Annotated in this window: 20 protein-coding genes; 7 read left to right on the forward strand and 13 right to left on the reverse strand. The window is 76.5% G+C overall.

Translation table 11 applies throughout. The annotated features are described in order from the left end of the window. Positions 1–323, reverse strand: a 323-nt coding sequence (locus FHN55_RS00215) for a hypothetical protein (protein ID WP_218974210.1), incomplete at its 3' end; no start/stop codon positions are given. A gap of 295 nt (positions 324–618) precedes the next feature. Continuing rightward, entirely contained in the window at positions 619–1,089 is a 471-nt protein-coding gene (locus FHN55_RS00220) for a hypothetical protein (protein WP_139709626.1), read from the reverse strand. 29 nt (positions 1,090–1,118) lie between these two features. Here FHN55_RS00220 and FHN55_RS00225 point away from each other — a divergent pair, with 29 nt between their 5' ends. The 3 genes from FHN55_RS00225 to FHN55_RS22430 all read left to right on the forward strand — a co-directional run bounded on the left by FHN55_RS00225 (position 1,119) and on the right by FHN55_RS22430 (position 4,404). Then, entirely contained in the window at positions 1,119–1,454 is a 336-nt protein-coding gene (locus FHN55_RS00225; protein WP_139709628.1) for a DUF6204 family protein, read from the forward strand. A 622-nt stretch (positions 1,455–2,076) separates the two neighbouring features. Then, positions 2,077–3,003, forward strand: a complete 927-nt coding sequence (locus FHN55_RS00230; RefSeq protein WP_139709630.1) for an AEC family transporter — start codon at positions 2,077–2,079, stop codon at positions 3,001–3,003. Positions 3,004–3,186: 183 nt separating this feature from the next. Then, on the forward strand, positions 3,187–4,404 hold the full coding sequence (locus FHN55_RS22430) for a DeoR family transcriptional regulator (RefSeq protein WP_180357539.1): 1,218 nt from the start codon (positions 3,187–3,189) through the stop codon (positions 4,402–4,404). A gap of 34 nt (positions 4,405–4,438) precedes the next feature. Here the strand turns inward: FHN55_RS22430 and FHN55_RS00240 are convergent, their stop codons facing one another. The 5 genes from FHN55_RS00240 to FHN55_RS00260 are packed head-to-tail and all read right to left on the reverse strand — an operon-like array spanning position 4,439 to position 10,201. After that, positions 4,439–5,779, reverse strand: a complete 1,341-nt coding sequence (locus tag FHN55_RS00240) for an MFS transporter (protein ID WP_139709632.1) — start codon at positions 5,777–5,779, stop codon at positions 4,439–4,441. Beyond that, a complete protein-coding gene (locus tag FHN55_RS00245; RefSeq protein WP_373995683.1) occupies positions 5,776–7,557 on the reverse strand; it encodes a flavin monoamine oxidase family protein in 1,782 nt (593 codons plus the stop codon). The genes FHN55_RS00240 and FHN55_RS00245 overlap by 4 nt, the downstream gene beginning before the upstream one ends. Then, positions 7,554–8,570 carry an agmatinase gene (gene speB / locus FHN55_RS00250; RefSeq protein WP_139709908.1) on the reverse strand — a complete coding sequence of 339 codons (1,017 nt, stop codon included), beginning with the start codon at positions 8,568–8,570 and terminating at the stop codon, positions 7,554–7,556. Before speB ends, FHN55_RS00245 begins: the two co-directional genes overlap by 4 nt. A 54-nt stretch (positions 8,571–8,624) precedes the next feature. Further along, entirely contained in the window at positions 8,625–9,458 is an 834-nt protein-coding gene (locus FHN55_RS00255) for a hypothetical protein (protein WP_139709634.1), read from the reverse strand. Next, the gene (locus FHN55_RS00260) at positions 9,458–10,201 is read right to left on the reverse strand and encodes a SatD family protein (protein WP_180357540.1); all 744 of its coding nucleotides are present in this window, start codon (positions 10,199–10,201) and stop codon (positions 9,458–9,460) included. The genes FHN55_RS00255 and FHN55_RS00260 overlap by 1 nt, the downstream gene beginning before the upstream one ends. A gap of 138 nt (positions 10,202–10,339) precedes the next feature. Here FHN55_RS00260 and FHN55_RS00265 point away from each other — a divergent pair, with 138 nt between their 5' ends. Then, on the forward strand, positions 10,340–11,287 hold the full coding sequence (locus FHN55_RS00265; RefSeq protein ID WP_257570587.1) for a glycerophosphodiester phosphodiesterase family protein: 948 nt from the start codon (positions 10,340–10,342) through the stop codon (positions 11,285–11,287). Further along, on the forward strand, positions 11,284–12,723 hold the full coding sequence (locus tag FHN55_RS00270; protein ID WP_139709641.1) for an MFS transporter: 1,440 nt from the start codon (positions 11,284–11,286) through the stop codon (positions 12,721–12,723). The genes FHN55_RS00265 and FHN55_RS00270 overlap by 4 nt, the downstream gene beginning before the upstream one ends. A 46-nt stretch (positions 12,724–12,769) precedes the next feature. Here the strand turns inward: FHN55_RS00270 and mmuM are convergent, their stop codons facing one another. Further along, the gene (gene mmuM / locus FHN55_RS00275) at positions 12,770–13,783 is read right to left on the reverse strand and encodes a homocysteine S-methyltransferase (RefSeq protein WP_306821773.1); all 1,014 of its coding nucleotides are present in this window, start codon (positions 13,781–13,783) and stop codon (positions 12,770–12,772) included. 220 nt (positions 13,784–14,003) lie between these two features. Between mmuM and FHN55_RS00280 the strand changes: the two genes are divergently transcribed. After that, complete coding sequence (locus tag FHN55_RS00280) at positions 14,004–14,354, forward strand: RNA polymerase-binding protein RbpA (protein ID WP_139709643.1); 351 nt, start codon at positions 14,004–14,006, stop codon at positions 14,352–14,354. Between the two features lie 128 nt (positions 14,355–14,482). On the opposite strand, the gene FHN55_RS00285 is transcribed toward FHN55_RS00280, so the two are convergent. Genes FHN55_RS00285 through FHN55_RS00295 form a run of 3 tightly spaced genes read right to left on the reverse strand, consistent with a single transcriptional unit; the run spans position 14,483 to position 18,755 of the window. After that, positions 14,483–15,298, reverse strand: coding sequence for a polyprenol monophosphomannose synthase (locus FHN55_RS00285; protein ID WP_139709645.1), 816 nt, complete (start codon positions 15,296–15,298; stop codon positions 14,483–14,485). Continuing rightward, on the reverse strand, positions 15,295–17,061 hold the full coding sequence (lnt, locus tag FHN55_RS00290; RefSeq protein WP_139709647.1) for an apolipoprotein N-acyltransferase: 1,767 nt from the start codon (positions 17,059–17,061) through the stop codon (positions 15,295–15,297). Before lnt ends, FHN55_RS00285 begins: the two co-directional genes overlap by 4 nt. Further along, positions 17,058–18,755: an amidohydrolase gene (locus tag FHN55_RS00295; protein ID WP_139709649.1), complete on the reverse strand. Its 1,698-nt coding sequence runs from the start codon at positions 18,753–18,755 to the stop codon at positions 17,058–17,060. Before FHN55_RS00295 ends, lnt begins: the two co-directional genes overlap by 4 nt. 93 nt (positions 18,756–18,848) lie before the next feature. Between FHN55_RS00295 and FHN55_RS00300 the strand changes: the two genes are divergently transcribed. After that, the gene (locus FHN55_RS00300; RefSeq protein ID WP_139709651.1) at positions 18,849–19,877 is read left to right on the forward strand and encodes a 5'-3' exonuclease; all 1,029 of its coding nucleotides are present in this window, start codon (positions 18,849–18,851) and stop codon (positions 19,875–19,877) included. 120 nt (positions 19,878–19,997) lie between these two features. On the opposite strand, the gene FHN55_RS00305 is transcribed toward FHN55_RS00300, so the two are convergent. Continuing rightward, complete coding sequence (locus FHN55_RS00305; RefSeq protein ID WP_139709654.1) at positions 19,998–22,697, reverse strand: RNA helicase; 2,700 nt, start codon at positions 22,695–22,697, stop codon at positions 19,998–20,000. A gap of 47 nt (positions 22,698–22,744) precedes the next feature. Further along, entirely contained in the window at positions 22,745–23,566 is an 822-nt protein-coding gene (tatC, locus tag FHN55_RS00310) for a twin-arginine translocase subunit TatC (RefSeq protein WP_218974211.1), read from the reverse strand. Positions 23,567–23,568 lie beyond the last annotated feature (2 nt).

The raw sequence follows: 23,568 nt of genomic DNA on the forward strand, positions 1-23,568 counted from the left end.
GCGGCGGCGGTGCCCACCGGGACGGCGCCGGTGGTCTCCGCGTGCTGCGTGAGGGCTCGCACGGCGCTGGCGCGGGCGCGCAGGCCCGGCAGGGAGGCGGGCGGGTCGGCGGTGGCGGCGAGGTCCAGCCAGGCGCGCACGGGATCGGGGGCGAGTGCGGCTGCGGGGGAGGAGGGGGCGTGGGCGAGCAGCTCGCGCAGGGCCCAGGTGCGCTGGCGCTGGGTGGAGGGGCTGGCGGCTCCCAGGGTGGCCAGGTAGCCCTCGACCAGGCGGCTCAGGGCGGTGGGGCGCGGGGCCGGGGCAGCGGCGTCGTCCTGGGTCACGAACAGCATCCTACGGCACTTGATAACGGAACCAAGTCCACCCCTTCGTCCCCGGTCCAGCCCAGAGAACCCCGGGGTCCCGCGAACCGCGTTCGGGCTTCGGTCTGGCCTGGAGGTACTGCCGGGTCCGGTCGGGCGGTAGGTGAGGGTTCTGGCATGGTTCCGTTATCAGGTTGGTGGGACGACCTGCCGAATCGACAGGGGAGCAGGACGAACAGGCGGGCGACCTGGCGACGAGCAGGAACGGCCCGCCTGTCAGGGCTGGGTCGCCGGGGGAGTCGAGCGCCTCGACCGCTCAGGACGACAGGAGGCGGAACCCCGCACAGACAGCGTTCATGCGGCCGATGCGCCAGGAGGTGCCACGGGCGTCGTCATCGTCACCGTCGTCACCGTCGTCGACGAGGTCGACGAGGTCGAAGTAGGCGCGCTGCTCGACCAGGTGCAGGCCGGCCCCGTTGCGCACCAGGAGCCGGTAGTCCACGCGCGGGCGCCCGCCGGCGTCACCGTGCTCCACCGAGACCACCTCCTGCACCACGTCGTCGGGCTCGAACCACACCAGGAGCACCTCGTCGATCGCCTGCCGGGCACCTCGGGCGCGCCACAGGCGTGCGGGGGTCATGCCGTAGAAGTCGACGTCGTCAGCCAGCAGCCGGGCCAGCGCCGCGGCGTCCTTGTCCGCCAGCGCCCGCACGAAGGCGCGTCCTGTCCGTTCGGCTGCAGCCGTCGCACTGCCGGGGTCCGTGCCGCCGGCTCCTTCGCCAGACACCGCTCCAGGATGGCCCACACTGAGGCGCTGTGGCCACACGCACGTACCGCACCGAGGTCGTCGGTCAGTTCGTCCGCCCTGAGGGCGAGCTGCGCGAACGGCTGCTGGCCACCCAGGGCGAGCACGACGTCTTCTCCTCGGCGTTCACCGAGGACGGGTGCTGGACCTACGGGCCCACGCTGACGCGCTTCACCGTGCGCCACCTGCTGACCGTGGACGCCGCCTCAGCCGTCGAGGCGGACGAGGACGCCAGGGCCGAGGCGCTGCTGCGGTCCATGGCGGTGCTGGAGGAGCACGGCGTCGCCTGGAGAGGCGACCTGAGCGTCTCGCTGACGTGCCTGCAGGACCTGCGACTCCGCCGATGAAGGTCGGTGAGGATTGGTGAGAGAGGACGTCGCCCCCTGTCGGGGAGCGTTTGACCTGCCCCTTCTCCAGACCCTCTGACATAACGTCGATTATCGGCGCAACGGGACGGTGCAGGGGAGCGGCGCTCGAGGAGCCCACCCCCGCCGTCCTGGCGACGTCGTGACCTCCCGCGGAACGGTCATCATCGAGAAGCCGCGCAGCCGCCCGCGACCCCCGGGTCGAAGGCCTCGGAGCACTGCGGATCTGTGGGTCGTGGATCCGCGTGCCCCGTGAAGCCTGGTCGAGTCCCCGCCGCCTCGACGCCGCCCGCCAGCCCCGAGGGTGGTGGCCCGCGCCGCGGGTGATCTGCGCGCCGCACGCAGCTCGTCGCCCGTCATTCCGTTCAGGCCGTCGCCCTCCAGGCATCAGCGTGCATCGCTGCTCACGGGCACCGATGTCCGTGTCGGGCACCTCCAGTCGGCTCGGGCCGACCCTGGCGGCGGCAGCGCCCGCGCACGGGCCGACCGGCGGCGCTCCCCTGCGGCATGCGTCGTCTCGGCGCTCGATTCTGTTATCAGGCATGGGTGGCGTGACAGCAGCTGCCGACTGCTGTTGGAGGACCGGGTAGGCCAAGATCGGAGCGTGGGTGGCGTGCTGGCGGGCTTCGCGACGATCATCGCCCTCATCGCCCTGGGGACGCTGCTCGCCCAGCTGCGCGTGCTGGACCTGGAGGCGCAGAGGGTGCTGTCCCGGCTGGCCTTCTACGTCGCCTCCCCCGCGCTCATGGTCGTCACCCTGGCCGGCGCGGACGTCCACCAGGTGCTCTCGGCCAACCTGGTGGCCAGTGCGGCGGCCTTCGCCGTGACGGCCGGTCTGTACGTGCTGGCCTCGCGGCTGGCCTTCCGCCACGACCTGGCACGCACCACCGTCGGTGCCCTCTCGGCCGCCTACGTCAACGCCGGCAACCTCGGCCTGCCGATCGCCGCCTACGTCCTGGGCGACGCCGCCCTGGTGGCTCCCACCTGGCTGCTCCAGCTGCTCGTGCTCCAGCCCCTGGCGCTGGTGCTGCTCGACGTCGGCGTCTCCGAACGGCGGCCGCCCCTGCGCTCGGTGCTGCTGCGCCCGCTGAGCACGCCGCTGACCGTGGGGTCGCTCGTCGGGCTGGCCCTGTCCCTGACGGGTGCCAGGGTCCCGTCCCTGCTGGCCGACCCGCTCGAGCTGGTCGCCGGGATGGCGGTGCCGGCCATGCTCATCGCCTACGGCATCTCCCTGCGCCTCGGCCCTCGCCCCGGGACCGGCGGCGGCGCCGCGGAGCTCACGGTCATCACCGCCCTGAAGGTGGTGGTCATGCCGGCGACGGCCTACCTCGTGGGCCGCTTCGCCCTCGGCATGGAGGGTGCACCGCTGCTGGCGGTGACCGTGCTGGCGGCCCTGCCCACGGCGCAGAACATCTTCGTGCACGCCACCCGCTACGACCGCGGGGTGGTCGTCTCCCGCGACGCCATCTTCGCGACGACAGCGCTCTCCGTCCCGGTGATCGCCACCATCGCGGCGCTTCTCACACCGTGAGGTGGTGGTCTCGCACACCGGCTCGCGTGCGAAACCACCACCTTCCTCACGCAGCACCGGTGCTCACATCGAACATCACGGGCGTCCCCTAATCTCACACGCTGTGACCTCACAGATCACCGAAAACTCACAATCCGGACAGGATACCTGCCTCCGTGTGAGTCACGTGGTTGGCTGTGCGTTGTGAGTGGAGAGCGGTGGGACGAGATCACACGCTGGGTCGACACCGACGGGCGCGTCGGGCTCGGTGACCTGGCGTCGCACTTCGAGGTCTCGGAGATGACGATCCGTCGCGACCTCGACGCGCTGACCGCAGCCGGTCGCCTGCGCCGCGTGCGCGGCGGCGCCGTGAGCCTGGCGTCGCCGGAAGCCGCCGCCCCCGCTCAGGCTCCGCGGCCGGCGGCCCGCGCGCCGAAGCCCGAGACCGAGCCGCCGGCTCGGGCGACGGCTGCCGGTGCCGCCGGCGGTGGGCCCGACCGGAGCGACGGCTCCCACGGCGAGATCGGTGCGGGTGGGTCGCCAGAGCCCGAGGAGCTCCCCTCCCCCGGCTTCGACCTGTCCAGGGCCCCAGCATCACTCGGTTCCGTTATCGCATCCTGGGCTGGGGCGTTCCCGGCGGGGTTCCCCGCGGCGCACGCCGACCCACCCGCCCCGCAGCCGACGTCCGCTCCCGCGGCCCCTCCGCCGGCGCCCGCCCGCCCCGCACCGGCCTCCCACGCCAGGGCCCAGCAGGACGACCCGGCCGAGGCCCCTCCCGGGTGGGACCTGCCCCCGTCCCCCACCTCTGGTCGCCCCGGGGTCTCCGCGCAGCAGGCGCCGGTCGACGACCCGTGGGTGCGCGCCGCGCACGCGGCGCTCGGGGACCTCTCCCCCGGCACGGCGGTCCTGCTCACCGGCGGCACCGGTGCGCTCGCCCTGGCCCACCACGTGGTGCGGCTGGCGGGCCGCTCCCCCGCGACGCCCGTGACCGTGGCCGTCACCGCCCTGGCCCCGGCCACCGTCCTGGCCGGAGCGCCGGGGGTGCGCCTGGTGGTGCTCGGCGGGGAGGCGGAGCCGGCCGGCACCGACCTCGTGGGCCCCTCGGCGCTGGCGGCGCTGGAGGACCTGCACCTCGACGTCGCCGTCCTGACCCCCACCGGGCTGGACGCCCGCGGGGCCTGGGCCCCCACCTCGGCGGCCGCGGCGCTGGTGGCCGCCGCGGTGGCGCGCGCGGAGCGGAGCGTCGCCGTCGTCGCCCCGGGCGCCCTGGGCCGGCCGGGGCTGGTGCGGGCCGCGCCGCTGGGCGCGCTCGCCCAGGTGGTGGCCGTGCCCGCCCCCGGCGAGGACGCAGCGGCGCTGGCTGCGCGCCTCGAGGCCGTCCGCGCCGCGGCGCCCAGCGCCCCCCGGGTCAGCGCCGCCTGAGGCGGAGCGCCGCCGGGGGTCCGCGCGGCGGGTCTCAGGCCGCGTCGGGCTGCGCGCCGCGCGGACGGACGCCCAGCACGCGGGAGCAGGCGACGACGACGACCGCGGCCGCCACCGCGGCCGCCACCGGCAGCAGCAGCGCCGGCTGGGGCCCGGGGCCGTCGATGATCCGCCCCGCCACGGCGGCGCCCAGGGAGACCCCCAGCCCGAGGGAGGTGCCCACCCAGGCCAGCCCCTCGGTGAGCTGGCGCGGCGCGACGAGCTGGGCGACCAGCGCGTTGCCGGAGATCAGCGTCGGGGAGATGGCGATGCCGGACAGGAACAGGGTCGCGGCCAGCGCCGGGATCGTCCCCGAGGTGGCCACCGGCGCGATGAGCACGGCCATGCCCACCGCCCCCAGGCGGAACCGCCGCGGCAGGCTCCCCCGCCACGTGACCGCCCCGAACACCAGGCCCGCCAGCAGGCTCCCGACGGAGTACAGCGCCAGCACCACGCCGGCGGCAGCCGGAGCCCCGCGCTCGGCGGTGAAGGCCACCGCGATCACCTCGACGGAGCCGAAGACCACGCCGGTGGCCACGAACGCCGTCGCGAGGGCCCGCATCCCGGCGTGCTCCATGACCCCGACCGCCCCCGCGACAGCCCTGCGGGCCGCAGCGCGCACGCCGCCGGAGCCGGCCGCGCTCGTCGTCGTCGTCGTCGTCGTCGTCGTCGTCGGCGTCGGCGTCGTCGGCAGCGGCGTCGCGGTCCCGCGCTCGACGGCCCTGGACCGCTCCGAAGGCGGCTCGGTCCCGCGCTGGACCACCAGCGCCGTGCCGCCGGCGACGGTCGCCGCGAGCGCGGTGGCCAGGGCGGCCGAGGGGGAGACGGCGACGGCGAGGACGGTGGCCAGGGGCGGGCCGACGGTGAAGGTGACCTCGTCGAGGACGGACTCCAGGGAGAAGGCGGGGTGCAGGCGGGGGGCGTCGGCGGGGTCGCGCAGGGCCCAGGCCCAGCGGGCGCGCACGAGGGAGCCCCAGCTGGTGAAGGTGGCGCCCGCGAGCGCGGCGGCGAGGCCGATGACCAGGGCGTGGGCGCCGGTGTGGGCGGCGGCGAGCACCCCGAGGATGCCGGCGGTGTGGACCGCGAGCGCGGGGACGGCGACGCGTGCCTGGCCGAGGCGGTCGACGAGGCGGGACAGGACGGGTGCGCCGAGGGCGGAGGCGACGGAGGCGGCAGCGGCGACGGCTCCCGCGGCGCCGTAGGAGCCGGTGGCCTCCTCGACGAGGAAGACGTAGACGAGGCCGTACATGGAGATGGGCAGGCGGGCGAGGAGCCCTGCGGTGACGAAGGCGGGGGCTCCGGGGGTGCGCAGGACCTCGCGGTAGGGGTTCCTCATCCCCTGTCGGCTGCGCTGCTGGACGGGCTGCTGGACGGGCTGCTGGACGGGCTGCTGGTGCCGGGGTCGGCGGCGTCGAGGTCGACCGGGGCCAGGTCGTCGAAGGCGTCGCCGGGGCCGGGGTTGTCCGGGTGCGCGGCGCCCCCCAGGTGGCGCACGACTCCCCAGACGGCGTTGAGGGCGGTGGTGACGGCGCCGTCGGCCCATCCGGGGGTGAACGAGATGTCGTCGCCGGCCAGGAAGAGGCCCTGCTGCGCCGGGGGCAGGTCGTCCCGGGTGAAGTGGGTGAACAGGCGCCGCTGGTAGCGGTAGTGGCCGGGCAGGGCTCCGCGGAAGGCGCCCATGAAGTGGGGGTCGGACTCCCAGGAGACGGTGACGGGCTCGCCGATGATGTGGCTGGCGATGTCGACGCCGGGGTAGACCTCCCCCAGGGAGCGGACCATGAGGCGGACGCGTTCGTCGGTGGACAGGGCGAGCCACTTGAGGGCGTCGTCGTTCCAGGTGTAGCTCAGGCAGATGGTGGCCGGCTCGTCGTCCCCCCCTCCTTCGCCGTCCAGGAGGTAGGTGGCGCGGGTCATGCGGTCGGTGAGGGTGGTGGACATGACGCGACGGCCCGTGTCCGGGTGCCGGTCGCGCCAGAAGGGCCTGTCGACCATGACGAAGGTCTTGGAGGACTGGGCGTAGTGGGACCTGTCCATGGCCATCCACGTGGGGTGGTCGAACAGGGACTCCTCGGTGGAGATGCGGGCGGACAGCAGCCAGGACTGGCAGGTGACGACGACGGCGTCGTGGGCGTGCGACTGCCCCCACCGGTCGGTGACGACGACGGGTCCGACGGCGCCGGCGGAGCCGGGGGCGCGGTGCAGGGCGGAGACGCCGGGGCGGGGTGCTCCGCCGTGGAGGTCGCGCAGGCTCCGGCCGGCGAAGGGCCCGTCGGGCAGGGGGCGGGCCCACAGGCGCAGCGGGACCTGCTGGACCCCGCCGAGGACGCGCTGGTGGTCCTCGTCGGCGTTGGTGGCGATGACCCGCAGGATCTCCAGGATGGAGTTGGGGAAGTCGGTGTCCCAGCCCCCGGTGCCGAACCCCACCTGGCCGAAGGCCTCGCGGTGGGCGTAGGGCAGGGCGCGGAAGGCGGCGGAGGCGGCGACGAAGCCGTAGAAGCTCTGCTCGTCGCGGGCGCGCACGAGGGGGTCCCACAGCGCCTTGACCCGCGGCAGGTCGCGGGTGGCGATGGCGTGCTGGAGGTCCGGGAGGCCGATCTCGGCCAGGGCGCTGGCCCAGGCGCGGGCGACCTCGGTGAAGAAGGGCGGCAGGTCGGCGGCGGTCTCGGCGTAGTGGACCTGGCCGCCCAGGTCGATGACGGTGGAGCCGGCCGTCGGGGTCAGCGGGTTGGGGAACGGCGTGGTCCGGGTGCCGACGGCGTCGGCGTAGTGGAAGAAGGACCGCCCCGAGGTGGGGAAGCGCATGCCGCCGAGCTCGGCGAGGACGCCGTCGACGCCTCCGGGGAACGGCACCGAGCGCAGGCGCCCGCCGATCTGGTCGGCCTCGTGGACGACGGGGCGCACCCCGAGGCGGGCGAGCTCGTAGGCGGCGACCAGGCCGGAGATGCCGGCGCCGACGACGACGACGCTGGCGCCGCGGGCCTCGCGGGGCACGGACCCCAGGCCGGCGGGGTGGGCCAGCCACCTGTCGTGCTCGAAGGGGAAGTCGGGGGTGAGCATGGTCACCTCCGGGTGGGCGAGGGTGCCGAGCACCCCCTCACCGGTCGCGGAGGTCACTGCTGGGCTCCGTCCGTCTGCTCCGAGGCGCCGTGCAGGGGTGACAGGGCCATGAGGGAGACCAGGTCGTAGGCGACGTGGCTGGCGGCGACGGCCGTCATCTGGGCGTGGTCGTAGGCGGGGGCGACCTCGACGACGTCGGCTCCGACCAGCTGCAGCCCGGCCAGGCCGCGCAGCACCTCGAGCAGCTCCCGGCTGGTCATGCCGCCGGCCTCGGGGGTGCCGGTGCCGGGCGCGTGGGCGGGGTCGAGGACGTCGATGTCGATGCTGAGGTAGAGCGGGCGGTCGCCGATCCGCGAGCGCAGGCCGTCCACCACCTCGTCGACGCCGCGGCGCATGACGTCGGCGCTGGTGACCAGGCCGAAGCCGAGGCGGGCGTCGTCGGTGAGGTCCGAGCGGCCGTACAGGGGGCCGCGGGTGCCGACGTGGGTGAGGGCGCCCGGCTCGAGAAGGCCCTCCTCCACGGCGCGGCGGAAGGGGGTGCCGTGGGTGTACGGGGCGCCGAAGTAGGTGTCCCAGGTGTCCAGGTGGGCGTCGAAGTGGACCAGCGCGACCGGTCCGTGGCGGCGGGCGACGGAGCGCAGCAGGGGCAGGGCGATGGTGTGGTCCCCGCCGATGGTGACCAGGCGGGCGCCGGCGCCGGAGAGCTCGTCCGCGCCGGCCTCCACCTGTTCGATCGCCTGTTCGATGGAGAAGGGGTTGGCGACGACGTCGCCGGCGTCGACCACCTGCGCCGCCGCGAACGGGTCGAGGTCCAGGCCCGGGTGGTGGGGGCGCAGCAGGCGGGAGGCCTCGCGCACGGCGGCGGGGCCGAAGCGGGCGCCGGGGCGGTAGGACACCCCGGAGTCGAACGGCACCCCGACGACGGCGACGTCGGCGCGTCCGACCTCGTCGGCGCGGGGCAGCCGGGCGAAGGTGGCCGGCCCGGCGAAGCGCGGGACCTGCGAGGAGTCCACGGGGCCGACGGGTCCCCCGCTGCTGGCCGGTGGCTGGTCCGGGAGCTCCTGCGACATCACGACGAGCATCGTAGGGAGGCGGGGGCGGGCCCGGTGCGCGGCGCAGGGGCGTCAGGGCCCGGCGAGGGCGACGACCCCGGCGACGGCGAGCGCGAGCAGCCAGCTGCTGAAGGTGCCGACCAGGAAGTACTCGGTGACCACGTCGGCGCCCCGCACCGGTCGGCCGGCGGCCCCGCCAGCCGGCTCCCCGGCCAGGGCGAGGCGGCTGGCGGTGCGCACCTCGGGCAGGCGCAGGAGCCCCTTGGCGGCGATGACGGCCGCGGCGGCGGTGAGGTCGCCCCCCAGGGCCAGCCCCAGCAGGAACACGCGTTCGAGCGGCCCGAGGAGCCGCCCGCCGCGCAGCGCCGCCTCCCCGGCGGTCGGCGGGGTGCCGCTGGCCACGAGCACCAGCCTCACGACGCGGTTCGCGGTGCCCAGCAGCAGCGCCGCGCCCACCACGGCCAGCAGCGCGCGTCCGAGGCCGACGCCGTCCAGGCCCGGCAGGCCGGCGCCCGCGAGCGCCGCCCACCAGCGCCCCAGCGGGCCCGAGGCGTCCAGGGCGGGCAGGAGGGGACCGGCGGCGAGGGCGAGCGCGTGCAGCAGGGCGAGCGCCGCCAGCGCGGTGACGGCCGCCGAGGGGGCGCGCGGGGAGGCGGGCAGCTCGCTGAGCGCCACCCACGCCGCGGTGCTGCCCGCCGCCGCCAGGACGAGGGCGGCGACGGGGACGGCGAGCACCGGGGGGCCGCCGGCTCCCGGCACCCCGAGGGCGAGGACGGCGAGGAGGGCTCCGGCGAGCGCGGCGCAGGCCAGGGCCACCGCGCGGCGCCGCGAGCTGGTCCGCTCGGGGGTCCAGCGGACCAGGTCGGCGACGGCGAGCCCGGTCCACAGGGCGGTCAGCAGGAGCATCAGCCGTCCCCCCGCCGTGCGGGCGCCAGGTCCGCGCGCACCTGGGAGGCGAGGCGGTGCTGGGCCAGCAGCTGCTGGCCGCGCCACACCGCGAGCGCCCCCGAGCGGGCCAGGGCCTGGCTGACGGCGGGCTGGGTGACCCCCTCGGCCTGGGCGACCACCTGCTGGGGGTGCCCGCGCAGCTGGTGGGCCAGCAGGCGCCGGGCGCGCGGGCTCATCCGGGCGATGACGTCGTCGCGCACGGCCAGGAAGGCGTTGGCGCCGGCGGCGGCGGAGACGTCGCCGTGCTCGTCGTCGTCGTGGTCGTGGTCGTGGTGGCGCGCGTCGTCCCCGGGGACCGGGGCGCTGCGGTCGACGAACCAGGTGCGGGCGCTGCGCGAGCGCGGGGAGGCGGCCAGGCGCTCGGCGGTCTCGACGGCGCGGCGGGCGGCCCACCAGGCGGGGCCGTCCAGGACGGGCGGGGTGGCGGCGGGGTCGACGACGGTGGTGGTGCCGGCCCCCAGGCCCGCGCGGACGTCGGCGCCGGTGTCGAGCAGCGCGAGGCGGACGAGCAGCGCGGCCAGGCAGGCCGAGCCGAGGTCGGGGTAGGTGGCCTGGAACTCGTCCCCGATCGTGGGTTCCAGGGGCTGCAGGGCGGGCACGAGGCTGTTGACGTCGTGCAGGACCGCGACGAGGCTGCGCTGGAGGGCTGCGCGGTCGGCGGCGCGCCGGGAGCCGACGAGGTCACCGATGACAGCGACCACCGAAGCATCACCGCCGGACTTATCCACGCCGGACATCACACCACAGGTGATGCACAGCGGGCGATGGTCCACCCGCTCGACACCCCGAGGAGGAGCAGCGGCGTCGGCGGGCGCCGGCGACTGCGCCACACTTCCCCGGTGACCGGCCCGACGACGAGCCCGAGGCGCTCCTTCCTGGGGCTCGGCGGCCCGGTGGCGCTGGCGCACCGCGGCGGCGCGGCGCACCCGGAGAACTCCCTGGCCGCCTTCGCCGACGCGGTCGCCCTGGGGCACCGGGTGCTCGAGACCGACGTGCACGTCACCGCTGACGGCGTCCTGGTGGCCCTGCACGACCCCACCCTGGACCGCACCACTGACGGCGCGGGCCCGCTGTCGGCGCTGACGTGGGACCAGGTGTCCGGGCTCCGGCTGCGGGACGCGAGCGGGGCGGCGGCGCAGCACGCCCCGGTGCGCCTGGTGGACCTGCTGGACGCCTGGCCCGACGCGCAGCCGGCCGTCCGCCTCAACGTGGACGTCAAGGAGCTCGCGGCCGTCGTCCCGCTGGTGGAGCTGCTGGCCGCGCGCCCCCGGGACGCCCGCAGGGTGTGCGTGGCCTCCTTCTCCGACGCCCGGCGGCGCGCGGTGGTGGCGGGCCTGGCGAGCCGCGGGGTGGCGGTGACCAGCTCGGCGGGCACCGGTGGCGTGGCGCGCTTCCTGGCCGGGGCCCGCCTGGGCCTGCGCGGACGGGCGCTGCGGGCGCTGGTGGGCGCCGACGCGCTGCAGGTGCCGCTCACCTCGCGCCTGGCCGGGCACGACGTGCACCTCGTCACGCCGGCGCTGGTCGACGCGGCGCACTCGGCGGGCCTGGTGGTGCACGTGTGGACGGTGGACGACCCCACCGAGATGCGACACCTGTTCGACATGGGGGTGGACGGGGTGGTCACCGACGACGCCGCCGCCGCGCGCGAGGTCCTCCGCGAGCGCGGGGCCTGGCCGCCGCAGGACCAGCGCGACGACGAGGCCGACGACGAGGGCGACGACGACGAGGGCGACGACGACGAGGGCGACGACGACGAGGGCGACGACGACGAGGGAGGGCGCCCGTGAGCGCGCAGGTGGCCGCCGGCCTGACACCGCAGCAGCGGGGGCGCGCCCGTCGCGCCTGGTACGTCTACGACTGGGCCAACTCCGCCTACGTCACGACCACGGCGACGGTGCTGTTCTCGCCGTACCTGACGGCGGTCGCCGAGGCGGCGGCGTGCCCGGGCGGGGCCGGGGAGGTGGTGCGCGACGGCGCGAGCAGCTGCCCGGTGCCGCTCAGCGTGCTGGGGGTCCCCGTGGCCCCGGGCTCGCTGGCGCTGTACGTGGTGACCTTCGCGACCCTGCTGTCCGCGGTGGTGCTGCCGGCGGTCGGCGCGGTGGCCGACAGGTCGCGCTCCCCGCGGCGCCTCATGACGGGCTTCGCCTGGGTGGGTGCGGCGGCCGCGGCCAGCATGGTCTTCGTCGCCGGGGACCGGTGGGTGCTGGGAGCGGTGCTGCAGCTGGTGGCCAGCCTGTGCCTGGGGGCCTCGCTGGTGGTCTACGACGCCCTGCTGGTGCGCCTGGCGGGCCCCGAGGAGCGCGACCGGGTCTCCAGCCGCGGGTGGGCGGTGGGGTACGCCGGAGGGGCGGTCCTGCTGGCGGCCAACCTGGTGCTGCTCGCGCAGGCGGGGGCCCTCGGGCTGGACGAGGGCTCGGCCGTGCGGGTCTCGCTGCTGAGCGCCGGGCTGTGGTGGGGCGCGTTCACGCTGGTGCCGCACCTGGGTCTGCGCCGCCTGGACGGGCAGCCCGCCGTCGTCGTCCTGCCCGGTCGCGAGGGCGAGCCCCCGACGAGCACCGCGCGCGTCGTCGCCGGCTCCCTGGGGCAGCTGGTGCGCACCCTGAGGGGGGCGCCCGCGTTCCCGCAGACCCTGCTGTTCCTCGTCGCCTACCTGTTCTTCAACGACGGCGTGCAGACGGTGATCGCGGCGGCGAGCATCTACGGCCAGCAGCAGCTGGGGTTCGCGTCCTCCCAGCTGGTGGTGGCCATCCTGCTGGTGCAGGTGGTGGCGCTGCTGGGGGCGCTGGCGGCCGGGTGGCTCGCGCAGCGGACCTCGGCGAAGGCCACGATCCTGGGCAGCCTGGTGGTGTGGGTGGCCGTGGTGGTGGCCGGGATGCTCATCCCGGCGGGCGAGTTCGGCCTGTTCCTGGCGCTGGCCGCGGCCATCGGGCTGGTGCTGGGCGGCACCCAGGCGCTGTCGCGGTCGGTGTTCAGCCAGCTGGTGCCGGCCGGGCGGGAGGCGGAGTGGTTCGGGCTGTACCAGTCCGCCGAGCGCGGCACGAGCTGGCTGGGGACGCTGGTGTTCGGGCTGGTGTTCCAGCTGACCGGCTCCTACCGGCCGGCGATCGCCTCGCTGGTGGTGTTCTTCGTGGTCGGCGGGGTCCTCCTGCTGCGCGTGGACGTGGCGCGCGGTCGCGCCGACGCCCAGCGCGTCCCCGAGCAGCCGGTCACCGAGCCCACCTGACCCGGCTCGTCCTGGCCCGAGCTGGCCGTCACGGGGTGGCGGTCGGTCAGCGCAGGGCGGCCAGGGCGGCGGCGGCCGCCGCGGTGTGGTGGGGGCGCACCCGGCAGCAGCCGCCCACCAGGCGGGCGCCGGCGGACACCCAGTCCGCCACGCCGGTCACGGCGGCGTCCCCGTCCCGCGCGCCCGTCCAGGTCCGGGCGGCGCCGTCCCACACCTCCCCGCTGTTGGGGTAGGCCGCCAGCACCGCCCCTCCCGCAGCGGGCGCCGGCACCACCTCCGCCGCCTGATGCAGCGCCGCCAGCACCGACGCCGGCTCGAGGCAGTTGACGCCCACGGCCAGCACGCACCCCACCGACGCCGCCGCCGCGAGCACCGGGCCGAGCGGCTCCCCCCGCCGGGTGCGGGCCGCCCCGGCGTCGTCGACCACCGCGCTCACCGACACCCACGCCGGCACCGCGAGCGCCTCCAGCTCCACCAGCAGCGCCTCGACCTCGGCGGCACCGGGCACGGTCTCGCAGGCCAGCACGTCCGCGCCGGCGGCGGCCAGCAGCTCCAGGTGGGGTCGGTGGTGGTCGCGCAGCGCACGCCGCCCCACCGCGCCGGGCCCGCCGCCGGGGGCGAGGTAGTCGCCGGTGTACTCCTGCCCGCCCGCCAGGAAGGCGCCGTAGGGCCCGACCGACCCGGCCACCCAGCCGGGTCGCCCCGCGGCGGTCAGTCCCTCGCGGGCCAGGTGCACCGAGGAGGTGATGACGCGCTCGGCGGCGGTGCGGTCCAGGCCGGCGGCGCGCAGTCCGGGAAGGGTGGCCTGGTAGCTGGCGGTGGTGAGCACCTGCGCGCCGGCGGCGGCGAAGTCCGCGTGGACGGCGACGACGTCGGCCGGCGCGTCCAGCAGGAGCCGGGCCGACCACAGGTCGGAGGAGACGTCGTGACCGCGGGCCTCCAGCTCGGTGGACAGGCCGCCGTCCAGGAGCACCGGCCCGGCCCGGAGCGCGGTGCGGAGCAGTCCGGGGGCGCGGCTGTCACGAACGAGGGGCGTCGGCACGGGGTCCGCAGGAGGCACGGGAACAGGGTGTCACCGACATCACACCCAGCGTCGGATCGTTCGCGACAGAAGGGAACAGAACGGGGTAGTGGCCCGTTGTGACAGGCATACCGGCTGGCGCGGTGGGGGGCCGAGCGCACAGCCCAGTGGTCGTGATGCCCGGCCCCCGCGACGACCCTGGCGCCCTGCGGCGCCGACGCCGGGGGCCCACCGGCGTGGACAGCGAGTGGAGGACAGCATGAGTGACAGGAGCCTGCGCGGGACGCGCCTGGGTGGTTCGAGCATGGAGAGCGAGGAGGGCGTCGAGCTGGCGCCGCGCCAGCTCGCCGTCTACGAGTGCCCCCAGGGGCACGTGACGCAGCTGCCGTTCGCCGCCGAGGCCGACGTCCCGGCCGTGTGGGAGTGCCGCTGCGGCGCCGAGGCGCTGCTGCGCGACGGCCAGGCCCCCGAGGTCAAGCCCACCAAGCCGGCCCGCACCCACTGGGACATGCTGCTGGAGCGCCGCTCCGTGGCCGACCTGGAGGTGCTGCTCGAGGAGCGCCTCACCAAGCTGCGCAACGGCACCCTGCACCAGCGGCGCAGCGCCTGACGCTGCGCCGCCGCCCCGCGCGTCGTGCGCCGGGGGCCTCTTCCCAGGGCCTCCAGGTCGCCGCGGCGCGCGGACCCGGGTGAGGGCCTCGACCCCGCGGGTCCCCTGGGAACGGGCCGGACCTCCCCCTACCGGGGGAGGCCGGCCCGTCGCCGTGTCCGGCCGGTGAGGGCGAGCAGCTGGTCGGCGCGTCGGCGCGCCCCCCACAGCGTGGTGCGCCACAGCGCCTCGACGACGATGGCGCGGCTCATCTTGCTCGCCCCGGCGGCGCGCTCGGTGAACGTGATGGGGACCTCCACCACCGTCAGGCCGGCGCGGACCACGCGGGCGGCCAGGTCGAGCTGGTAGCAGTACCCCTCCGAGCGCACCGAGGGCAGGTCGACGGCCTGCAGCGCGCGGGCCCGGTAGGCGCGGAAGCCGCCGGTGGCGTCGCGCAGGGGCACCCCCATGGCCCACCGCGCCCAGGTGTTGCCCCCGCGGGAGAGGACCTGGCGGGTCAGCGGCCAGTCCACGACCCGCCCGCCGGGCACCCACCGCGAGCCCAGCGCCAGGTCGGCGCCGCCGAGCGGCCCGGCCGGCCCCGCGCCGCCCACCGCCTGGCGCACCCCGACCGCCGCCAGCAGCGAGGCCAGCTGCTCGGGGGCGTGGGACCCGTCGGCGTCCATCTCCACCAGCACGTCGTACCCGCGGCGCAGGCCCCAGGTGAAGCCGGCCGTGTACGCCCCTCCCAGCCCGCTCTTGCGCGGTCGGTGCAGCACGTGCACGCGCTCGTCGGAGGCGGCCAGGCCGTCGGCGAGGGCGCCGGTGCCGTCCGGGCTGCCGTCGTCGACGACGAGCACGTCCGCCCACGGCACCGCCGCCCGCAGGCGCGCCAGCGTCACCGGCAGCGACTCCAGCTCGTTGTACGTCGGGGTGATCACCAGCACCCGCTCCGGCGCGCTCACGCGACGGGTTCGCGGCGGACGGGCGCCGGGACGGGACCGTCGCCGTCACGGCCGCCAGGGCCGCCAGGGCCGTCGTGGCCGCCGGGGTGGCCCCCACCCGCCCGGCGGACGCCGCGGCGGCCGAGCAGCAGCCCGCCGGCCGCCGCCAGCAGCCCGAGCAGCGACAGCAGCGCCTCCACCGGCACCCCGGCCTGGCGGACCCGGTCGGCCACCGTCAGGGACGTGCGCAGCGGCACCTGGCCGGAGATGACGGCCGGGGTGTAGAGCTGCGTGGGGTCGACCAGGGCGCCGTCGGGCATCACCAGCGCGCTGGTGCCCACCGTGGAGACGTGGACGACGGCGCGGCCGTGCTCCACCGCCCGCAGCCGGGACATGGCCAGCTGCTGGACGTTCTCGTCGGAGTACCCGAACGTGGCGTTGTTGGTCTGGACCACGAGCAGGTCGGCGCCGTCGTCGACGGTGTCGTCGACGAGGCCGTCCTCGACCACCTCGAAGCAGATCATCACGCCCAGCCTCGCGCCCCCGGCGTCCAGGCGCCCCACCCGGTCCCCCGGGACGAACTGCGCCACCACGAGGTCGACCTTCGAGGTGATGAGCCGGAAGAAGGACTTGTAGGGGATGTACTCCGCGAACGGCACCGGGTGGCGCTTGTCGTAGGCCCCGACCACCCCGCCGTCGCCGTCCAGCCCCTCGCGCGCGGTGCCCTCCGGCTCCCACACCAGGGAGGTGTTGCGCACGGTGCCGGGCTCGTCGCCGAGCAGCACCGCCCCGAGCACGATCGGCGCCTCCACGGCGTCGGCGGCGGCCTGGATCTCGGCGTAGGCGTCGGCGTTGCGCAGCGGGTCGATGTCGGAGGAGTTCTCCGGCCACACCACCAGCTGGGGGGCCGGGGCCTGCCCGTCGCGCACGCGCTGGGCCAGCTGGAGGGTGCCCTGGACGTGGTTGTCCAGCACGGCACGGCGCTGGGCGTTGAACTCCAGCCCGGCGCGCGGCACGTTCCCCTGCACGGCCGCCACCGACAGGTCGCCGTCCTGCGCGGCGGTGGGGCGGGGCACCAGCGCCCCGGCCGCGGTCACGGCCAGCGCGGCCACCACCGCGGTGACGGGGACGACGGCAGCGGGGGCCCGCCGCGCGCGCGCCGCTGCCTCGGCGCCCCGCGCCGACCCGGCGGGCAGGTGCAGCAGGGCCTGGGCGAGCAGCGCACCGGCCAGCGCCACGGCGAAGGAGACCAGCGGCGCCCCGCCGAGGGCCGCCAGGCCGAGGGTCGGGGCGTCGGCCTGGCTGAAGGCGAGGCGGCCCCAGCCGAACCCGCCGAAGGGCCAGCGGGCGAAGCCGGCCTCCACCGCGGTCCACGCCCCGGCCGCTCCCACCGCGCGCAGGAGGGCGGTGACCACGGGACGGGAGGGCCCGACGGCGACGGGCCAGCGCAGGCGGGAGGTCCAGGCCATGAGCGCCCCCGCGAGGGCCACCGACAGCGCGCACGCCACCGACAGCGGGATCCACGCGATGAGGCCGAGGTAGATGCCCGACCAGGAGACCAGGGGCAGGTAGAAGGCCAGGCCGGTGAGCAGGCCCAGACCCGCCGCCCGCCACGTCCGGCGGCCGGTCACCGCGGTCAGCAGCGCACCGACGCCGAGGGGGGCGCCCCACCACAGGTCGTGCCCGGGGAAGGCCAGGTAGAGCAGCAGTCCCGCGCCGACGGCCACCGGCACCGCCCAGCGGGCCCGCAGCGCGGGGGCTGGCGGGGGGACGGGCCGGGTCATGCGAGCACGCCCGCGTCGTGGGCGGTGCGCCCGCGCACCAGGGTGCGCAGACAGCGGGGTGCGGGCGTGCCGGGCGTGAGGTCGGGCAGTCCGGGGGTGCCGGAGCGCGCGTCGGTGCTCCACGCCTGGAACCTGTCGTCGGGGGCCTGCACCACGAGGTCGGAGGGCTCCCAGACCGCCAGCGTGGCCGCGCCACCGGGCACCAGGGCGCCCTCGCCGTCACGGCGGGCGGCGCGCCAGCCACCCCGGGTGGAGGCCAGGAAGGCCGCCCGGGCGGAGACGGCGTGCTCGCGCACGTGCGGGAACGCCGCCGCGCGGACGGCCTCCCACGGGGCGAAGGGGGTCACGGGGCTGTCCGAGCCCAGGGCCAGCGGCACGCCGGCCGCGGCCAGCGGGCCGAAGGGGTGCAGGCCCAGCACCCGCTCACGGCCGAGGCGGGCGGCGTACACGCCGTCCGGGCCGCCCCAGGTCGCGTCGAAGGCGGGCTGGACGCTGGCCACCAGCCCCAGGCGCGCCATCGTGGCGATGCCGGCGGCGTCCACGGCCACGGCGTGCTCGATGCGGTGGCGGGAGGCCGCCAGCGGCGGCGCCCCCTCGGCGGCCAGCACCTCGGCGGCGGCGCTGAAGGCCTCCAGGGCCACGTCGACGCCGGCGTCGCCGATGGCGTGGACCCCGGCCTGCAGGCCCGCGCGGGTGCAGGCGAGCACGTGGTCGCGCAGGGCGCCGGCGTCGAGGTAGCCGTGGCCGCGCGATCCCGGCTGGTCGGCGTAGGGCTCGCGCAGCAGGGCCGTGCGCGAGCCGAGGGCGCCGTCCACGCACAGGTCACCGCCGAACCCCAGCAGGGCCCCGGCGGGCAGGTCCAGCTGCGCGACGAGGGCCTCGGCCGAGGCGCGGTCGGCCACCAGCTCGCCCCACAGCGCGAGCACCTCCGGCAGCGCGCTCGAGCCGTCGTCGTCCTGGTCGCCCCGGGAGAGGGCCACGAGGTCGCGCAGGTCCTCGGGCGACCCGACGTGGGGAGCCGAGCACTCGTGGACGCTGCCGATCCCCACCGCCGCCGCGGCCCCCAGGGCCCTGCGCTGCAGCCGGCAGCGGCGGGTCGGGTCGTCGCGGAGGTGGCGCTGTGCGGCGTCTCGCGCGGCGTGGTGCGCCTCGCGCTCGACCCTGCCCGCCTCCGGCAGTCCGGCGCGGGCGGCCAGGGCCGGGGAGACCAGGGCGGAGTGCACGTCCACGCGGGCCAGGTAGACCTCGACGCCGGCGCCGGCGGCGCGCTCCAGCTCGGCGGCGGTCGGCAGGCGCCCTCCGGGCCAGCCGGCCTCGTCCCAGCCGTGGCCGAGGACCGGCTCTCCGGGGTGCTCGGCGGCCGCGCGGGCCACGGCGTCGAGGACGTCGGCGGCGCTGCGGGCGCCGGTGAGGTCCACGCCGGCCATCGCCAGGCCGGTCTCGGTGGTGTGGACGTGGGCGTCCACGAAGGCGGGGGTGACCAGGGCGCCGTCAAGGTCGACCACGGCCAGCGGCTGGCCGTCGGCGCGGGCGCGGGCGGCCTGGGCGTCGGCGGCCTCGTCGGAGCCCACCCACGCGACCGTGGCCCCCTCCACGAGGACGGCGGTGGCGAAGGGGTCGGCCGGGGAGTAGACGCTGCCGCCGCGGTAGAGGACGCGGGCGGGCGCCGCGCCGACGGCGGTGGTGTCGCTCACCGCCTCATTCTGCCGCCGACCGCTGGGAGGTCCGGCCGCCCCCGCCCGATTCTGTTATCACATACGGCGAGGCCTCCCCCTACGCTGACGGCCGTGCCCGACCCCGACCCCGCCGCCGAGCAGGGCCAGCGCGTCCTGCTGCTGGACGCCGCGACCCTCTACTTCCGCGCCTTCTACGCCATCCCCTCCTCGGTGACAGCTCCCGACGGCACCCCGTCCGGCGCGGTGCGCGGGTTCCTCGACATGACGGCCGCGCTGGTCGACAGGTTCCGCCCCCGCGCCGTCGTCGCCTGCTGGGACGACGACTGGCGCCCGGCCTGGCGCGTGGCCCGGATCGGCTCCTACAAGGCCCACCGCGTCGCGACCGACGGCTCGGGGGCCAGCGGCGAGGAGGTGCCCGAGCACCTGCCCGCCCAGGCCGACGCCATCGCCGGGCTGCTCGCCGCGCTCGGCGTCCCTCGCGTCGGGGCACCGGCGTGCGAGGCCGACGACGTGGCCGGCGTCCTCGCCACCCGGACGGGGAGCACCGCCGTCCGGGGTGTCGACGTGGTCAGCGGCGACCGCGACCTGCTGCAGCTCGTCGACGACCACGCCCACGGCGGCGCGGGCGTGCGCGTGGTGTGGATCGGCAAGGGCGTGGGCAACGCCGAGGTGGTCGACGGCGCGGCCCTGGCCGAGCGGTACGACCTGCCGCCGCAGCACCCCGGCGACGCCTACGCCGACCTCGCGGTGCTGCGCGGCGACCCCAGCGACGGCCTGCCGGGCGTGGCCGGCATCGGGGAGAAGACCGCAGCGACCCTCCTGCGCCGCCACGGCGACCTGCTCGGCGTGCTCCAGGCCGCCCTGGACGGCGACAGCTCGGTCACGCCGGCCCAGCGCCGGCGCCTGGCCGAGGCCGCCGACTACCTCGACGTCGCGCCGCGCGTGGTCCGGGTGCTGCGCGACGGGGAGGCGGTCGAGCCGTTCGGGGACGACACCGCGGGCGTCGACGCCGCCGACGTGCCGACCCCCGACCTCGACAGCACCTCGAGCCGTCTCGACGAGGCCGCCGTGACAGCGCTGGCCGAGCGCTGGGGCGCCCGCTCTCCCGCCGAGCGCCTCGTGGCCGCCCTCACCCGCTGATCCCGCTCCACAACCTCAGCAAGAACCTCAACCCTCGAGCGAGGGTTGAGGCTCTTGCAGAGGGTGAGGGTCGACCGTCGTCGCTGGTCAGCCGGGGGTCAGCACCTGGTCGAGGCTCGCTCAGGCAGTGCGGGCCGCCGAGCCGGCCGAGTAGGTCACGACGCCCCTGTCGACGAGCCCGATGGCCTGGCGCGCCGTGCGGGCCAGGGCGTCGTCCTCGTCCGTCCCGGCCCGGGAGGCCACCACGACCACCTGGTCGAGGAGGTCGAGCAGCTGCCGCGCCCACCGCACGAAGTCGCCCGCGGCCAGGTCCACCGGGCCCCGCGCCGCGTCGAGCACGGCGTCCAGGGAGGCCCCGCGGCACCAGCGGTGCACCGGCCACACCAGGCCCAGGTCGGGCTCGCCGGTGGCCCGCAGGTGGTGGGCCTCCTCGGCGTCGGACAGCTGCGACCACGCGCGCACCGTGGCGGACAGGGCCTGGGAGACCGCGTGACCACCCGGGGTGTGCGCCGCCGGCGGGCCCTCCTCGCGGCGGGCCTCGTAGACGATGGTGGACAGCACCGTGGCGAGCCCGGCGGCGTCCAGCGCGGCCCACGCCCCCGAGCGCAGGCACTCGGCCACGAGGAGGTCCTTCTCGGCGTAGACCCGTCGCAGCACCTGCCCCGCCGGGGTGACGCGGAGCTCGCCGGGCAGCTCGCCGGGACGCTCCTCGCCGTCCTGCTGCGGCCCGGTGGGCTCGAGGTAGCCCAGCTCCACGAGGAGGTCGCAGACCCTGTCGAAGGTCCGCGCGATGGTGCCGGTGCGGGACTCGATGCGCGCCAGCACCCCCTCGTGCTCCTTGCGCAGGCGCTCCCAGCGCTCGGCCCAGCGGGCGTGGTCCTCGCGGTCGGGGCAGCCGTGGCAGGGGTGCTGGCGCATCTGGCGGCGCAGCCGGTTCACCTCGGCGGCCACCTGGTCGTCGCGCAGAGGACGCCGCTGGTCGGTCACACCGCCCTTCTGGCGCGCCTCCGCGCCGCGCAGCGACAGCTCCTCCACCGGGCCGCGACGGCGGCGGCGCGCTCCCTCACCCTCGAGCTCGCCGATGCGGCGGCGCAGGGCGGCGTACTCGGAGAAGTCGCCCAGGTGGCACGTCATGGCCTCGGCGTAGCCCGCCAGCCCCTCGGACTGGGTGCGCGCCTGGCGGGCCAGGCCCACCACGCCGCGGTCCGCCTGGAACTGGGCGAAGGACGTCTCCAGCACCTCGCGCGCCCGGGCGCGGCCCACCTGCGCCACGAGGTTGACGGCCATGTTGTAGGTCGGCCGGAAGCTGGAGCGCAGCGGGTAGGTGCGGGTGGAGGCCAGGCCGGCGACGCCCTCGGCGTCCAGGCCGGGCTGCCACAGCACCACCGCGTGGCCCTCCACGTCGATGCCGCGCCGCCCCGCACGCCCGGTCAGCTGGGTGTACTCCCCCGGGGTCACGTCGACGTGGGACTCGCCGTTGAACTTCACGAGCTTCTCGATGACCACGCAGCGGGCGGGCATGTTGATGCCGAGGGCCAGGGTCTCGGTGGCGAACACGGCCTTGACCAGGCCGCGGGCGAAGAGGTCCTCGACCACCTCCTTGAAGGTGGGCAGCATGCCCGCGTGGTGGGCGGCCACGCCGCGCGAGAGCCCGTCGAGCCAGTCCCAGTAGCCCAGCACGGCGAGGTCGACGTCGGGCAGGGCGGCGCACCGCTCCTCCACCACGGCGCGGATCTCGCGCCGCTCGGCGTCCGTGGTCAGGCGCACCCCCGCGGACACGCACTGGCGCACGGCGGCGTCGCACCCGTTGCGGGAGAAGACGAAGAGGATGGCGGGCAGCAGGTGCGCCTCCTCCAGCTCGGCCAGCACCTCCGCACGGGAGGCGGCGTGCACGCGGGCCCGCACCGCCGGGGACCGCTGCCCGCCGCGCGGAGGCCGGCGCCCGGGGTGGGCGCGCCCACCGCGCCCGCCGGGGCCGCCTCCGCGGTGCACGTCCTCGCGGGACATCCGCACCAGCTCGGGGTTGACCTCCAGCTGCGTGCTGGGCTCGGCCGGCGCCGTGCCGCGACGGCTCGGGACCGGACGCCCCCCGCTGTGGCCCGCCTCGCGCTCGGTGAAGAGGTCCACCACCCGCGTGCCCACCATGACGTGCTGCCACAGCGGCACCGGGCGGTGCTCGGAGACCACCACGTCCACCGCGCCGCGCACGGTGGCCAGCCAGTCGCCGAACTCCTCGGCGTTGCTGACGGTGGCGCTCAGCGAGGTGATCAGCACGTCGTCGGGGAGGTGGATGATCACCTCCTCCCACACCGCGCCGCGGGAACGGTCGGCGAGGTAGTGCACCTCGTCCATGACCACGTGCGCGAGCCCGTCCAGCGCCGGGGAGCCCGCGTACAGCATGTTGCGCAGCACCTCGGTGGTCATGACGACCACGGGGGCGTCGCCGTTGACGGAGGTGTCGCCGGTGAGCAGGCCGACCTGCTCGGAGCCGAACCTCTCGGCCAGCTCGGCGTGCTTCTGGTTGCTCAGGGCCTTGATGGGCGTGGTGTAGAAGGCCTTGCGCCCCGAGGCCAGCGCCAGGTGGACGGCGAACTCACCCACCACCGTCTTGCCGGCGCCGGTGGGCGCCGCCACCAGCACGCCCCGGCCGGCCTCCAGGGCCTCGCAGGCCCTCAGCTGGAAGCCGTCCAGGTCGAAGCCGACGGCCTCGCGGAACCTGCCCAGCTCGCTGGCCTGGAGCTTGCGCTCCCGCTGGGCGCGGGCCTTCGCTGCGGCGAACCGCTCCGCCGGTGAGGAAGGCGAGGACGACGGCACTGCCATGCACCGAGCCTATGCGCCCCGGGCGGCACCGCCCGGGGCGCGGCGGGTCAGAGCGCGCTGGCCTCGTCGTCGGACAGGCCCGCGTACTGCGGGTCGCCCTTGGCCCGGCGCTTGTCGTTGACCATGCAGATCGCGATCGCGACGGCGAAGAGCAGCAGCATCGGGGTGGCCAGCATGAACATCGCCAGGATGTCCGGCGTCGGGGTGGCGATCGCGGCGAAGGTGAAGCAGACCACCGTGACCCACCGCCAGGCCTTGAGCACCGCCTTGCCGGAGACCAGGCCCGCCAGGTTGAGGCCGACCAGCACCACGGGCAGCAGGAAGGCGGCGCCGAACGCCAGCACCGTGCGCATGACGAAGCCCAGGTAGACGTCGGCTGCGATGTAGTTGGCCCCGTCGGTCGGGGTGAACGCGGTGAAGAAGGTGACCACGTTGGGGATGAAGAGGGTGGACAGCCACACGCCCGCCAGGAACAGCGGCACCGCTGCCGCCACGAACCCGAGCGCGTAGCGCTTCTCCTTCTTGGTGAGCCCGGGGGTGATGAAGGCCCAGAGCTCGTAGATCCACACCGGCGAGGAGATGATCACGCCGATCCACACCGACATCTTGATCTTCAGGTCGAAGGCCGTGCCGACCCCGACGAAGTTGATGGCGATGTCCTGGCCCTGGTCCTGCAGCCGCTGGATCGGCTCGGTGATGTAGTTCAGGACCGGGTCGTAGAGGAACCACCCGCCGACGGCGCCCAGGAGCACCGCGATGCCGGCGATGACGACGCGCTTGCGCAGCTCGACGAGGTGCTCGCGCAGCGGCATGCGCCCCTCGGGGTCCTTGCCGCGCCGCGCCGGGCGCGGTGGGGTCTCGGTGGCCACGC

Source organism: Streptomyces sp. NP160 (assembly GCF_006335115.1).
GTDB lineage: Bacteria > Actinomycetota > Actinomycetes > Actinomycetales > Quadrisphaeraceae > Quadrisphaera.

What these genes read in the sequence shown, in the direction of transcription:
- FHN55_RS00280 (WP_139709643.1), top strand. Translation starts at nt 14,004, where the DNA reads ATGAGTGACAGGAGCCTGCGCGGGACGCGCCTGGGTGGTTCGAGCATG.
- FHN55_RS00305 (WP_139709654.1), bottom strand. Translation starts at nt 22,697, where the DNA reads ATGGCAGTGCCGTCGTCCTCGCCTTCCTCACCGGCGGAGCGGTTCGCC.
- FHN55_RS00255 (WP_139709634.1), bottom strand. Translation starts at nt 9,458, where the DNA reads ATGCTCCTGCTGACCGCCCTGTGGACCGGGCTCGCCGTCGCCGACCTG.
- speB (WP_139709908.1), bottom strand. Translation starts at nt 8,570, where the DNA reads ATGTCGCAGGAGCTCCCGGACCAGCCACCGGCCAGCAGCGGGGGACCC.
- FHN55_RS00240 (WP_139709632.1), bottom strand. Translation starts at nt 5,779, where the DNA reads ATGAGGAACCCCTACCGCGAGGTCCTGCGCACCCCCGGAGCCCCCGCC.
- lnt (WP_139709647.1), bottom strand. Translation starts at nt 17,061, where the DNA reads ATGACCCGGCCCGTCCCCCCGCCAGCCCCCGCGCTGCGGGCCCGCTGG.